The sequence below is a fragment of the Mesorhizobium sp. A623 genome (assembly GCF_054489405.1).
In genome coordinates this window covers 1-12,853 of record NZ_JBTMXB010000039.1, presented here as the reverse complement: position 1 = coordinate 12,853, position 12,853 = coordinate 1, and the positions used below count along the sequence as shown (strand labels likewise).

The 12,853-nt window shown below is 61.1% G+C and carries 14 protein-coding genes and 1 tRNA gene; 8 read left to right on the top strand and 7 right to left on the bottom strand.

Features of this window, described 5'->3' with window-relative positions; all coding sequences use genetic code 11:
- Positions 1–15: 15 nt before the first annotated feature.
- The 5 genes from mutT to ACX3P1_RS24050 form a co-directional block, all read right to left on the bottom strand.
- Positions 16–438, bottom strand: a complete 423-nt coding sequence (mutT, locus tag ACX3P1_RS24070) for an 8-oxo-dGTP diphosphatase MutT (RefSeq protein ID WP_459082108.1) — start codon at positions 436–438, stop codon at positions 16–18.
- Positions 435–1,184: a GNAT family N-acetyltransferase gene (locus ACX3P1_RS24065; RefSeq protein WP_459082125.1), complete on the bottom strand. Its 750-nt coding sequence runs from the start codon at positions 1,182–1,184 to the stop codon at positions 435–437. Before ACX3P1_RS24065 ends, mutT begins: the two co-directional genes overlap by 4 nt.
- 29 nt (positions 1,185–1,213) lie before the next feature.
- On the bottom strand, positions 1,214–2,455 hold the full coding sequence (gene argJ / locus ACX3P1_RS24060) for a bifunctional glutamate N-acetyltransferase/amino-acid acetyltransferase ArgJ (RefSeq protein ID WP_459082107.1): 1,242 nt from the start codon (positions 2,453–2,455) through the stop codon (positions 1,214–1,216).
- A 208-nt stretch (positions 2,456–2,663) separates the two neighbouring features.
- A tRNA-Arg gene (locus ACX3P1_RS24055) sits at positions 2,664–2,740 on the bottom strand.
- 89 nt (positions 2,741–2,829) lie between these two features.
- A complete protein-coding gene (locus tag ACX3P1_RS24050; RefSeq protein ID WP_459082106.1) occupies positions 2,830–3,744 on the bottom strand; it encodes a peptidylprolyl isomerase in 915 nt (304 codons plus the stop codon).
- Between the two features lie 255 nt (positions 3,745–3,999).
- Between ACX3P1_RS24050 and secA the strand changes: the two genes are divergently transcribed.
- Entirely contained in the window at positions 4,000–6,726 is a 2,727-nt protein-coding gene (gene secA, locus ACX3P1_RS24045) for a preprotein translocase subunit SecA (protein ID WP_459082105.1), read from the top strand.
- A gap of 698 nt (positions 6,727–7,424) precedes the next feature.
- On the opposite strand, the gene ACX3P1_RS24040 is transcribed toward secA, so the two are convergent.
- Positions 7,425–8,408 carry a response regulator transcription factor gene (locus tag ACX3P1_RS24040; protein ID WP_459082104.1) on the bottom strand — a complete coding sequence of 328 codons (984 nt, stop codon included), beginning with the start codon at positions 8,406–8,408 and terminating at the stop codon, positions 7,425–7,427.
- A 299-nt stretch (positions 8,409–8,707) separates the two neighbouring features.
- Here ACX3P1_RS24040 and ACX3P1_RS24035 point away from each other — a divergent pair, with 299 nt between their 5' ends.
- Complete coding sequence (locus tag ACX3P1_RS24035) at positions 8,708–8,974, top strand: hypothetical protein (protein WP_459082103.1); 267 nt, start codon at positions 8,708–8,710, stop codon at positions 8,972–8,974.
- Positions 8,975–9,122: 148 nt separating this feature from the next.
- Here the strand turns inward: ACX3P1_RS24035 and ACX3P1_RS24030 are convergent, their stop codons facing one another.
- Positions 9,123–9,410: a DUF6127 family protein gene (locus tag ACX3P1_RS24030; RefSeq protein ID WP_459082102.1), complete on the bottom strand. Its 288-nt coding sequence runs from the start codon at positions 9,408–9,410 to the stop codon at positions 9,123–9,125.
- Between the two features lie 306 nt (positions 9,411–9,716).
- On the opposite strand from ACX3P1_RS24030, the gene ACX3P1_RS24025 reads away from it, so the two are divergent.
- Genes ACX3P1_RS24025 through ACX3P1_RS24000 form a run of 6 tightly spaced genes read left to right on the top strand, consistent with a single transcriptional unit; the run spans position 9,717 to position 12,073 of the window.
- Complete coding sequence (locus tag ACX3P1_RS24025) at positions 9,717–10,190, top strand: hypothetical protein (RefSeq protein ID WP_459082101.1); 474 nt, start codon at positions 9,717–9,719, stop codon at positions 10,188–10,190.
- Positions 10,180–10,425: a primase-helicase zinc-binding domain-containing protein gene (locus ACX3P1_RS24020; RefSeq protein WP_459082100.1), complete on the top strand. Its 246-nt coding sequence runs from the start codon at positions 10,180–10,182 to the stop codon at positions 10,423–10,425. Before ACX3P1_RS24025 ends, ACX3P1_RS24020 begins: the two co-directional genes overlap by 11 nt.
- A gap of 21 nt (positions 10,426–10,446) precedes the next feature.
- Positions 10,447–11,139: a DUF7146 domain-containing protein gene (locus tag ACX3P1_RS24015; protein WP_459082099.1), complete on the top strand. Its 693-nt coding sequence runs from the start codon at positions 10,447–10,449 to the stop codon at positions 11,137–11,139.
- Entirely contained in the window at positions 11,136–11,336 is a 201-nt protein-coding gene (locus ACX3P1_RS24010; RefSeq protein ID WP_459082098.1) for a hypothetical protein, read from the top strand. The genes ACX3P1_RS24015 and ACX3P1_RS24010 overlap by 4 nt, the downstream gene beginning before the upstream one ends.
- The gene (locus ACX3P1_RS24005) at positions 11,333–11,602 is read left to right on the top strand and encodes a hypothetical protein (protein WP_459082097.1); all 270 of its coding nucleotides are present in this window, start codon (positions 11,333–11,335) and stop codon (positions 11,600–11,602) included. The genes ACX3P1_RS24010 and ACX3P1_RS24005 overlap by 4 nt, the downstream gene beginning before the upstream one ends.
- Positions 11,603–12,073, top strand: coding sequence for a hypothetical protein (locus ACX3P1_RS24000; protein ID WP_459082096.1), 471 nt, complete (start codon positions 11,603–11,605; stop codon positions 12,071–12,073).
- Positions 12,074–12,853 lie beyond the last annotated feature (780 nt).

The window sequence follows — 12,853 nt, the reverse complement described above, 5'->3', positions numbered from 1 at the left end:
GACCGGCAAGTTCCCTCATAAAAGGTCGATCAGGAACGGAATAAGCGGCTCGTCGGCCGGCGGCATCGGATAGTCGCGCATCTGGCGCGGCCTTACCCATTTCAGGGTCTGGCCTTCTTTCGGCATTGCGATGCCCTCGAAGCGGCGGCATATGTAGAGCGGCATCAGCAGGTGAAAATCGTCATAGCTGTGGCTGGCGAAAGTCAGCGGCGCAAGGCATGCAATTTTTGTTTCGACACCAATTTCCTCGCGCAGTTCCCGCACGAGGCATTGCTCCGGCGTCTCCCCCTGCTCTACCTTGCCTCCCGGAAATTCCCACAGGCCGGCAAGTTGCTTGCCCTGTGGCCGTTGCGCGATCAGGACGCGGCCGTCGGCGTCGACCAGCGCGCAGGCGACGACCAGCAGCAGGCGCTTGCCGCTCGAATTCATTTCGCTCATGCCGGCGGCGGCCGACGGTAGTGGTAGCGATAGACCTCGCTGAAGCCGAGCGTCCGGTACAGCGCAAGGGCCGGGTGGTTATCGGCGCCCACCTGCAACCACGCCTCGCGCGCGCCGCGCAAGCGCGCCCATTTCAGCGCCGACAGAATCAATTGGCGGGCATGCCCCTGGTGGCGCGCGGCCTCGTCCGTGGCGATCTCGAACAGGCCGGCAAGATCGCCCTCATGCACGCAGATCAGCGTCGCCAGGGGTTCGTCACCCCGTTCCAGCGCAAACAGGCCGGCCTCGGGCTGGATCGACCCGATGATTTCGGACAGGCCCGGCCGCAGCGAAGCATCCGCCCCATGCACCTTCAAGGCAGCACCGACAAAACGGCTGATGTCGCGCAACGGCAGCTGATCCATCGCCTGCTCGACCGGCGCGTCGGCCAAAGGCAGCCGCATGACCAGCGATTCGTCGAATGTGCTCCAGCCCTGCGCATCGAGATAAGCCGGGATCACGGTTCCCGACAGCGGCGAGACGCGAAAGGTCAGCGGCCTGCCATAGGCCTCGAAACGGCGGCTGGCGCGGCCGATTCGTTCGGGAATCTGGCTTATGTCGCCCGGATCGAGCGGGTTGACCGAATTCAGCCGCTTTGCCGAATGGCCGGCCGTCAGCCGGATCACCCAGGTTCCATCGTAATGAACGGCCGCCGCCGGCCATGCCCGGAACCCCGCCGCTTCATAGCGGCGAACCGTAGCCAGAATGCTGGGCGATGCCACCGGGCCCATCCGCGTCAGCTCCGATAGTCGCCGTTGATTGCGACATATTCCTTGGTCAGGTCGCAGGTCCACACCGTCGCCTTGCCGCGGCCGATGCCGATCTCCGCGCGAATGCGAACCTCGTCGCGCTTCATATAGGCCGTGGTCGCCGCTTCGGAGTAGGATGGATCGCGCTCGCCTTCATGCGCCAGCCGGTTGTCGCCGAACCAGATCGAGAGGCGGTCGCGGTCGGCCGGTTCGCCGGCCTTGCCGACGGCCATGACCACGCGCCCCCAATTGGCGTCTTCTCCGGCGACCGCCGTCTTGACCAGCGGCGAGTTGGCGATCGAAAGCGCGATGCGCTTGGCCGAGCGCGCCGATTTGGCGCCGGTCACCGTCACCTCGATCTGTTTTCTCGCACCCTCGCCGTCGCGCACGACCTGCAGCGCCAGCGACTTCAGAACTTTTCCAAGCGCCCGGCGAAACGCGCCAAGGCGCGGGTCCTTCGGATCGGTGATCGACGGCGCGCTGCGCCCGGCGGCCGTGCCGGTTGCGAACAGAAGCAGCGTGTCGCTGGTCGACGTATCCGAATCCACGGTAACGGCATTGAAGGTCTTGCCGACGCCGCGCGACAGCAAATCCTGCAAGACAGATGCCGCAATCGGCGCATCAGTCGCGACGAAGGACAACATGGTCGCCATGTCCGGCGCGATCATGCCGGCGCCCTTGGCGATGCCGTTCAGCGTGACATCGGCATCGCCGAGCTTGACGGTCGCGGTCGCCACCTTCGGATAGGTGTCGGTGGTCATGATGGCCTTCGCGGCATCGAGCCACTGATCCGGCTTGCTGTCCTTGACCATGCCGGCCAGCAGCGGCCCGAATTTGGTCGCGTCGAGCGGCTCGCCGATAACCCCGGTCGAGGCCAGAAATACGTCGCCGGGCGCGCAACCCACGGCCTTGGAAGCCGCCTCGCCGGTCAGCGTGGTCGCTTCGCGCCCCTTCTGGCCGGTAAAAGCATTGGCGTTGCCGGAATTGACGACCAGGATTCGGGCCTTGCCCGCACCCAGATTCTGCCGGCAGAAATCGACCGGCGCCGATGGGCATTTCGACTTGGTGAAGACGCCGGCGACCGTCGTGCCTTCGTCGAAGACCATGGCGAGCAGGTCGGTGCGGTTCTTGTATTTGATGCCGGCTTCCGTCGTGGCGATGCGCACACCGTCGATACGCGGCATTTTGGGGTATTTCTTCGGGGCAAGCGGCGAAATCGGTTCGGACATGGCAGCCTCAACGGGAAAACGCGAAACGAGGCCGGTTTGCCCGATGCCGCGCCGCTGCGCAAGATGTTTGCTTGCAACTTGCAAGAGACGCGTCTCGGCAGAGCGCCTATCGAACCCGCAGTGGTTCGCAAGGGCGACCGCCCGTCGGCCGGCCAGGCCGCCCCATCGGAGCCCGTGAGCGTAGCGAACTGGCGTGAGATCAAAAGAATGGTGCGCTCGGCAGGATTTGAACCTGCAACCTACGGATTCGAAGTCCGGTGCTCTATCCAGTTGAGCTACGAGCGCTTCAGGGCCGCGCCAACGGGAACGGACAGCGCGAATGGAGCGGGAAAGGCGGGTTTCCGACAAGGCCCGCCCATCCGCATTCGGTTGGTTTACTCGCCGCCTTCGGCTGCATCGACGGCCTTCTTCAGCGCCGCGTCGGGGATTTCCACCTTGGCATCGGCGCGGAGCGACTTGACCAGCGCGAAATACTTGTCGCGCACGACAAGCGAGCGGACATTGTCCTTGACCGCGTCGTAAGCCGGCGGCTGCTTGGCGCGCTTGTCCTCGACCTTGATGATGTGCCAGCCGAACTGGGTCTGCACCGGTTCCTTGGTGTAGGAGCCGACCGCCAGCGCCTGTGCTGCCTTGTCGAATTCCGGAACCATCTGGCCAGGACCGAAATAGCCCAGATCGCCGCCATTGCTCTTGCCGCTCGGGTCGCTGGTGTGCTCGTTGGCCAGCTTCTGGAAATCGGCGCCGCCGTCCAGTTGCTTGATGATCGCCTCGGCCTCTTCCTTGGTCTTCACGAGAATGTGACGGGCATGGACCTCGTTGACCGCCGGCTGCGCCGCGATTTCCTTGTCGTAGCGGGCGCGAACCTCATCGTCGGTAATCTTGCCGACCACTTCCTTCGCGACCATCTCACCGTGCAGGGCGCGCTCCTGCAGGAACGCCATGCGGCGCTGGAATTCGGGATCCTTGTCGAAGCCGTCGGCGACAGCCTTGGCCGCGAGCACCTTGATCTCGATCGCTGCCGAAAGCGCTGCCGCGCGGCGCTGTTCTGGCGGAAGCTGCGCAAATTGCTGCGCAAGTTCGCCTTCTGCAAGCGTCAAATCGGCTTCCGTCACCGGCTTGCCGTTCACGGTGGCGACAACTGCCGCCGGATCGACGGGTGCGGCAGCCGGTGCTGCCGCAGGCGCGGCAGGTGCGGTTTCCTGCGCCAGGGCGGGCGAGAACGACAGCGCCGTCAGGCCAAGGACGAAACCCAGGCCGATAAACGGCGAACGACGAAACAACAGGGACATGGGCAAGATTACTCCGAAGGAATTGATAAGAGCGCGGGACAGGCTTTCTGATCAACCTGAATGTGGCGGAATTTGGCGCAGCGGCGCAGCGGCGCGCGGCGTTGACATCGATTGAGCCCCCTCTTATCTGTCCAACGAGTTTGCGTCCAGAACCGTTTTCAGGGCGCTTTTCGGTGTTTTTTCCGCCTCGGGCGGACTAGGCGGGGCCAGCCGGCTTTGTCGTGATGATCAGGATTGCAAGCGAAAGGACCATTTATGGTCAGTTTTGGCGCTCTCGCCCGTAAGGTTTTCGGCTCTTCCAACGACCGTCGCGTGAAAGCGGCGCGGCCAAGGCTGGAAGCGATCAACGCCATGGAAAACGAGATGCGCGCGCTTTCGGATGCCGATTTGACGGCACGCACGCAAAAATTCCGTGACGATCTCGCCAATGGCGCCACGCTCGACGATCTGCTGGTGCCGGCATTCGCCACCGTGCGGGAAGCGTCCCGCCGCGTGCTGGGCCTGCGCCCCTTCGACGTGCAGATGGTCGGCGGCATGGTGCTGCACGATGGCGGCATATCCGAAATGCGTACCGGCGAGGGCAAGACGCTGGTCGCCACGCTTCCCGTCTACCTCAACGCACTTGCGCAAAAGGGCGTTCATGTCGTCACCGTCAACGACTACCTCGCCTCGCGCGACGCCGAATGGATGGGCCGCGTCTATAAATTCCTCGGGCTGACCATCGGCACCATCGTCCACGGCCTGGACGATGCGGAACGGGCTGCCGCCTATGCCTGCGACGTCACCTACGCGACCAACAACGAACTGGGCTTCGACTACCTTCGCGACAACATGAAATACGAGCGCGCCCAGATGGTGCAGCGCGGTCACAATTACGCGATCGTCGACGAGGTCGATTCGATCCTCATCGATGAAGCCCGCACCCCGCTGATCATTTCCGGCCCGCTCGAAGACCGCTCGGAAATGTACAATACCATCGACGCCTTCATGCTCAGGCTCGATCCGGCCGACTACGAGATCGATGAGAAGCAGAAGACCTCCACCTTCACCGAAGAGGGCACGGAGAAGCTGGAAAACATGCTGCGGGATGCGGGTCTTCTCAAGGGCGAGTCGCTCTATGACATCGAGAACGTCGCGATCGTCCATCACGTCAACAACGCGCTGAAGGCCCACCAGCTGTTCCAGCGCGACAAGGACTACATCGTCAACAACGGCGAAATCGTCATCATCGACGAATTCACCGGCCGCATGATGCCGGGCCGCCGCTTTTCGGAAGGCCTGCACCAGGCGCTGGAGGCGAAAGAGCACGTCAAGATCCAACCGGAAAACCAGACGCTCGCCTCCGTTACCTTCCAGAATTATTTCCGCCTCTACGCCAAGCTTGCCGGCATGACCGGCACGGCGCTGACCGAGGCCGAGGAATTCGGCAACATCTACGGCCTCGAAGTAACGGAAATCCCGACCAACGTTCCGGTCATGCGCATCGACGAAAGCGACGAGGTCTACCGGACCGTCGAGGAAAAATACAAGGCCATCGTCAAGGAGATCAAGGAAGCCTACGCCAAGGGTCAGCCGACGCTGGTCGGCACCACCTCGATCGAGAAATCGGAGCAGTTGGCCGAGCGCCTGCGCAAGGAAGGCTTCAAGGATTTCGAGGTGCTGAACGCGCGCCACCATGAGCGCGAGGCATCCATCGTTTCGCAGGCCGGCAAGCCCGGCTCCATCACCATCGCCACCAACATGGCGGGCCGCGGCACCGACATCCAGCTTGGCGGCAACGCCGACATGCGCATCGCCGAGGAACTGGCCGACATGCCGGAAGGACCCGAGCGCACCGCCCGCGAAAACGAAATTCGCGAAGATGTCCAAAAGCTGAAGGATAAGGCGCTTGCCGCCGGCGGCCTCTACGTGCTTGCCACCGAACGCCATGAATCGCGGCGCATCGACAACCAGCTTCGCGGCCGCTCCGGCCGTCAGGGCGACCCTGGCCGCTCCAAATTCTTCCTGTCGCTGCAGGACGATTTGATGCGCATCTTCGGCTCCGAGCGCATGGACGGCATGCTGCAGAAGCTCGGCCTCAAGGAAGACGAGGCCATCATCCATCCCTGGATCAACAAGGCGCTGGAAAAGGCGCAGACCAAGGTCGAGGCGCGCAATTTCGACATCCGCAAGAACCTGCTGAAATATGACGACGTCTCCAACGACCAGCGCAAGGTGGTGTTCGAGCAGCGCATCGAATTGATGGACGGCGAAGGCCTTGGCGAAATGGTCGCCGAGATGCGCACCGGTGTGATCGAGGAGATCGTTGCCAAGAATATCCCCGAGAGCGCCTATGCCGAGCAGTGGGACGCCGCCACGCTCAAGGCGGAGGTCCAGCAGTACCTGAACCTCGACCTGCCGATAGAAGACTGGGTCCAGGAAGAAGGCATCGCCGAAGACGATATCCGCGAACGGATCACCGCCGCCACCGATGCCGCCGCCGCCGACCGCGCCGAGCGGTTTGGGCCGGAGGTGATGACCTATGTCGAGCGCTCCGTGGTTCTCCAGTCGCTGGATGGGCTGTGGCGCGAGCACATCGTCAATCTCGATCATTTGCGCTCGGTCGTCGGCTTCCGTGGTTACGCCCAGCGCGACCCGCTGCAGGAATACAAGAGCGAGGCCTTCGAACTCTTCCAGGCCATGCTGGGCCATCTCCGGCAGGTTGTTACCGGCCAGTTGATGCGCGTCGAACTGGTTCGCGAGGCTGCCGATGCGCCGCCTCCGCAGGCTCCGGAGGTTTTCGGCAGCCACCTCGACGGCACCACCGGCGAGGACGATTTCCACGGCGGCGAAACCGCCACACTGCTCAGGCAGGAAGCCGTTGTGGCCCCCGAAGACCGCGACCCGAACAACCCGGCAAGCTGGGGCAAGGTCGGCCGCAACGAAGCCTGCCCTTGCGGCTCAGGCAAGAAATACAAGCATTGCCACGGCGCTTTCGCCTGACACGAAACGCCAGACTTCCGTTCTGAAAACAACGCGGCGCTGCCTCCCCGGAGCCAGCGCCGTGTTGTCTTTAACGGTACGCCGTAGCGTCGAACGGAAAAACGGCATCCATGCCGAAACATCGAACCCGCAGGGTTCGCAAGGGCAAGCGCCCGTCGGCCGGTCAGGCCGCCCCGTTGGAGCCGTGAGCGAAGCGAACTGGCGTGAGACAAAATAAAGTGGTGCAGCGAACGGGAGAAAGTACGAACCAAATTTGGCGGGCCCTTGAAGACATGTCGAGTTGGAAAAACGTTTTGAAGAGCACGCGCCCACGTTAAGTCTGGAAGGTTTCCGCTGTTCCAACCAGCGGCAGGCCGGACAGAACCGGCCTGCCGCTGAACTCGTCATCCAGCGACCAAAAATAGCGCCACCAGCACGTTGGTGACGCAAGGATTCAAATTTGACCACTTCTGGTCTCCGGAAAGGACTTAACTGGCCATATCCGACATCCAGCGGAGGGAAGGAGGCTGCCGTCCAACCTTCTCTGGGCCGGCACCCACCAACTAACTCCGACTTTCCAATTGCATACATCCATTAACGTTGATGCCTTCAACCTGATCAACTTGCCAGGGGGATCGACTAAGGTCGCCCGGACGGCGGTTGATCGTACTTGAGACGGTAGCCGTCAAGTCGGCCGCTTCCAGCGGCAGCCCGGTCGCTCATACCGAACTGCGCGCTGCAGGGAGGTGGCGCAGGTTATACATCAGAGCGGTGGAGACGACGGACGTACGATTGTTGCAATCGAGCTTGTCGAATATGTTCTCAAGATGCTTGGAAACTGTCGAAGGCGCGACGAATGTTCTCGATGCAATCTCACTGTTGGTTGCGCCCGAGATCAGCAGCTCGATTATCTCGAGTTCGCGTGCCGTAATTCCGTAGGGGAGCTGATATTGTTCAACCACGAGCGGCCGAGCGCCGCCTTGTAGCATGCCCGTGTAGACTCGATACCAGATCGACTGGTGCTTGTAGAGGAAAACCTCTGGTATCTGCCGAGGCTCGAGGCGTGCAAGACGTGTATTCAATTCGTCTCGCAGTGTCTCGGGCAGTTGGGGAATGCCCGGGAGGTCGATAACCTTGCCATCTGTGGTAATGACGCAGCCCCTTCCGCCCTTGAACCTGCTGGCATGAGGTCTCGTCACGTCACGCAGCAGGTCGGAGAAGTTGCCTAGGATAGTCTGAAGACACTGTACGATATTCGTCATCATGTCCGAGGAGGGGAACCGGGGATCATCGGTGCTGATATGAAGATCGCCCGTGTACCGGACGTCACGGCTGTAAAGGCACAGCGTGACGCCCTCGCTGAAGCCCGCGGGCAGAAAGACCTCTTGAACGGAGTAAGTCGACTTATAGTCGAACGGCATTTCCGCCCATTTCAAAGCCTTCTGCCTACGGCCCTGACTCTGGTAGTAATCGTATGCGACATCTTCGGTCACGAACCTGCCAGTGAGGTAGGACAACACCTTCGGATCGTAGCCCGTAGACGCGATAGCCCGATGGGTTCTGTCGAGTGGATTGTAGACCGTCAGACACGAAGCGGCAAAAGGCAACCGAGACATCATCATGTCAAGCATTTCCTGACCGGACGCGGGGTCGTACGGCGCAGAGGCTGTCGCAATGCATGCTATATCGACAGGAATTTGCATCACACTCACTCCACCGTCGCAACGGTGCTCTGGCGCTGGTGCGTGATCACGAACTAGCGACAATGCTGCAAAAGTGCGCGGTAGCTGTACGCATGACGTGACGGATGTGCGCAGGAAATCTGCCTGCAAACGCCGAACTCGACTACACTGGGCATTACTGGAAATGTGTGAGGGGTTTCCGGAATAACAACGGTGTCTGCGAACCTTTTGGTGTGCCTGCTAACGCGCAGATCGATTTCACAGGCAATAACTTCATGTGCGTCCTGAACTACAAGCGGGTCGGAGATCGGTGCGACCCCATGACCCCTGATGAGATCCAGTACCAAAATTACCTCATTATGTTGGCAATGCAGTGTGGCGGGACGAAGTCCGTAGATGTAGAAGGAACCTGCGGCAGCGAAAGCGTGAGGGGCGAAATCGACGTCTGCCAGAAATCAAAGGAAGCATCAGGAGAACTCGAGTTCGACAACGGCCTCACCACCGAATTTACCGGAGAATGGAGCTCCGCCGATGAATTCGAAGGAACGGACGGCTTTGGGAATAGCTGCGACTTGGAAGTGGATTGACGTGATAGTCGGCCATCCTCCTCACGAGTCTTTGTCACGTCATGGCCACGCCGGAATCTGGCCGTGCTCATCGACGCCTTTCCTTGCGGGGCACAAAAAAACCACCACCGGCCGGATTGGGTGGGTTGAATTCAGTGGAGGATGGGCCTCACGGGCTACCACCAAAGAACCTCAACTTAATGGCGATACCGGCCACCAGCGCAATCAGAATGCCGGTGGTAATGATACGGACGGCGGTCTGGACAGCTGTGCGCTTGGCCATACGGAAGCCAGCAAGCAGCGAGCGTAGGTCGCGGATGTCTTCCCCGGCGTCCTTGCCATCGAGGCCCACCTCTTGCAGGGCGCGACGGGCGCCGGTCTCGGCGGCACGCGCCAGCAGGACCTCGAACTCGGTTTCGGACATGCGGAGCTGTTCGCTCGCTTTCGGCGGCGTCATGGTGGATCTCCTGGTGGTAATGATGCGGGCCGCGGTCTGGACGGCTGATCAGGTTGGAGCGCCGGCATCACACAGCATGGTCCACCATCGGCCACGCCGCTCCATGTCGGCGGAGGTGCGAATATTGTACATGGTGCCGGAGCGAGTCTCGATCAGACGCCAGTCGGCGGTGGAGGGAAAGGGCCTGACGTCGAACCTTCTCTGCGGCCTCGGATCAAGGTACCCCATGACGCGCGTGCGTGGAGTGATCCGGAATTGGTGGCTCGGCCTTCGTCGTCGATGCTAGCGGCCTCTCGGCGCGCTGCGATGGCTGCGCGGCCATCAGCTGAGCGACGGCAGCGAGCGCAAGGCGTCGTCTTCCAGCCGGCCAGAGCGTCCCGCGCCGAAACCGAAGGAGAATGCTCGTCCTGCTCGTATCTGAAGCCGGCAGGCGTCCACAAATGTCCCGCCTGCGGCTTTGCTCCGAACAAGATCGAGGCGGTTGAAACCGTCCAGGGTGAACTTGCGCATCTCGGCGGCAAGCAAGCCAAGGCGTCGATGGACGACAAACGCAGATGGTACGCCATGCTGCTCTGGCACGAGGATTTCAAGAAATACAAGATGGGCTGGTCTGCGCGCCAGTATCGGGACAAATTCGGTGTTTGGCCAAACGGCATCCATGTCGAGCCGATAGAGCCTGATGTGCAGGTTCGAAGCTGGATCAAGGCTTCGATGATCCGTTGGGTAAAGGGTCAGGAGAAGGCCAAGAAGGTTGCGGAGGGCGCGCGCCATGCAGCCTGACAAGCCCAAGCTACGTGATCGTGGTCAGGGCCGTTGGCCCGGCATTCTGGCAGCCCTCGGCATCCCTGCTGCGGAGATGAACACTCGGAAGCACCACCCATGCCCGTGGTGCGGTGGCAAAGATCGATTTCGTTTCACCGATAAGGATGGATCTGGAGCGTTCTATTGCGGCCAGTGCGGGAGCCATAGTCCTGTCGATTACCTCATGCACATCAACGGTTGGGATTTTGCCTGAGCGGCCAAGGAAATCGAAGGCGTGCTAGGCGAGGTCAAATTCAGCCCGAGCCCTACCAGAGCCAACGACGCCAGCGCCCGCAACGCGATGCAGAAGCTTTGGGACCAGGCAGCACCGATTGCCGCTGGCGATTTCGTCGACACTTGGTTCTCCGGACGAGGTATCGCCCAGTCGACCTATTGCCGGTGGCTGAAGAAAATTGACCGTGCCGAGTATGTCGACGATGACGGCCACAAAAGCTGGCACCCGGCGATGGTTGCGAAAATCCTAGCACCCGACGGGACGCCGACAAATTTGCATCGGACCTATCTGACCCTGAACGGGCAGAAGGCCAATGTCGGCTCGGTGCGCAAGGTCATGGCTGGCGGCATTGTGAAAGGCTCGGCGATCCGCCTGTTCGAAGCTGGACCGATACTTGGCGTGGCGGAAGGCATTGAAACCGCGTTCGCCGCATCGGCCCTGTTCGGCGTCCCGGTTTGGTCAACAATCAACTCGACCATCTTGTCAGGCTGGCTACCACCCGAGGGCGTGCAGCAGGTCATCATCTTCGGTGATAACGATCCGAAATTCGGCGGACAGGCGGCGGCGACGGCGCTGGCGCATCGGCTGGCGTGCATCAAGGATCGGCCCGTTTCTGTTCGCATCGAGATACCCCCGGTCGTCGGGCAAGACTGGAACGACGTCCTTCTTGAGCGGAGGCGCGTTGCCGCATGACCCGCCAGTTCACGCACGCCGAGATGGCCGAGGAAATTTCCAAGCTGGTCTGGAGTAAGCAAACCTGGCTCGACACGTTTTCTAGCGGATCGAAGCGTCGACCGGACCACGATATTGAAACGAGAGAACGCGAGCTGGCCGTCTTGCAACAGGCCGAGACCGACTATCGGAGCGCGGCAGAAAGGAAATCGGCATGAGCAACGTCGTCGCACTACGTGCGCGCAGGCAGACCGACCCCGAGTTCGGCCTTTGCCCTGAATGCGAGTGTCACAATGGGTTTTTGAACAAGGGGTCTCAGCATTGGTTCTTCTGCAACGTGCACCGGACCCGTTGGCTGGCCGGCATAAATCTATTCGACCAATGGCGAGAAGAAAATCGCGCGGAACAACACGAACGGTTTGCTGCCATCGAATGCTTTGATGTGGTTCAACCCATCTGGGCGACACCGAAAGGTGCGGCATAAATGGTGCAGCGGAAGAAAGAGAAAGCGCCTGCTGCTGGTATTCGCATCGACGGGGCCAACCGCCGCGACCTGAACAAGCAGCGGGTGGCGGGCCGCATGGCCGGCGTCGTCAAGCCGCCTCGAACCTCGACGCAGAGCGAGGCATCACAAAGAGCGCGGCAGAACGCCGATGACCAGTCGCGCCGTCAGACGGCAAAGCTTCGCCGTGAGGACGGAGGCAAGGAAGGCGCACGGCTGTCGAAAGTGAGCGTGAAGATATCAACCGACCGAACGGCGCGGCGGACCATCCGATGCCGGCCCGGTACGTTCGAATGGCGCTATGGCCGCAACAAGCAGAATGCGCTTTTCCACGCCGGAAACCAGTTCGCCACGCTATGGGAACGTGCGCGGGCATCGCTGTGGCCAGTTCCGCCGACTTCCTTCGTGGAACGGCGTCAGGCTATGCCACGGGGATCAGCGACGGTCGCGTAGCCGCCATCGACGACCTGCGCGGCGCGGTCGCCAAGCTTGGCCATTTCTCATTCGAACGGCTGATGATGTACTGCGTCGAGGGCATGACCGCCTCCGAGATCGGCAGGCTGGAAATGCGAGGCGAACGGGAGATCGCTACAGTGCTGGCCAATGATCTGCGGCAGTGTGCGATCCACTTCAAATTCTTGGGGAGTGCGCATAGTCGTATTCGTTCCGTATCCGAAATGAGTTGACCTTTCGTCACGAAACCCCTATAGAAAACGTCATGGTGCAGAGTTGCGCCGGTGACCCGCCCTTGAGGCGGGTTTTGCGTTTCAGCCTCATCCCAATCTAGACCACGTTTTTGCGTCGTCATTGTCTGGCGGTGATAGTTCATTGTGTACGCGGTTTAGCACCGACAACGCGGCGATGGCAGCGATCCGACTTAGTCCGATCAAAGGCTCACCGGCAAACTCGGCCGGAATCTCGCGAAACGTGTCCCATATGGTCCACTGATCGGTGGGATCAAGGACGAGTTCGAAGCGGCCAGCATTTTGTGACGATTGTCTCCTAGGCGATATCATGGTCGCGACGTAGGAGATGCTGGTTAAGAAACGAAGAACAGAGTGGCCGATTTGTGGCCAGCCTCGCGGTAGAGGCTGGCAGCGCGCGGAACGGCTCTGGCTCAACTGGAAATACACATTCTGACTCGACTCTCCCGAGATTGCGAGGCGGCCGCGTTTGCCGGCTGCCCTTCCTTTGCCTAAAACGGAGGTTACATGACGGTTCCGTGACGATGCT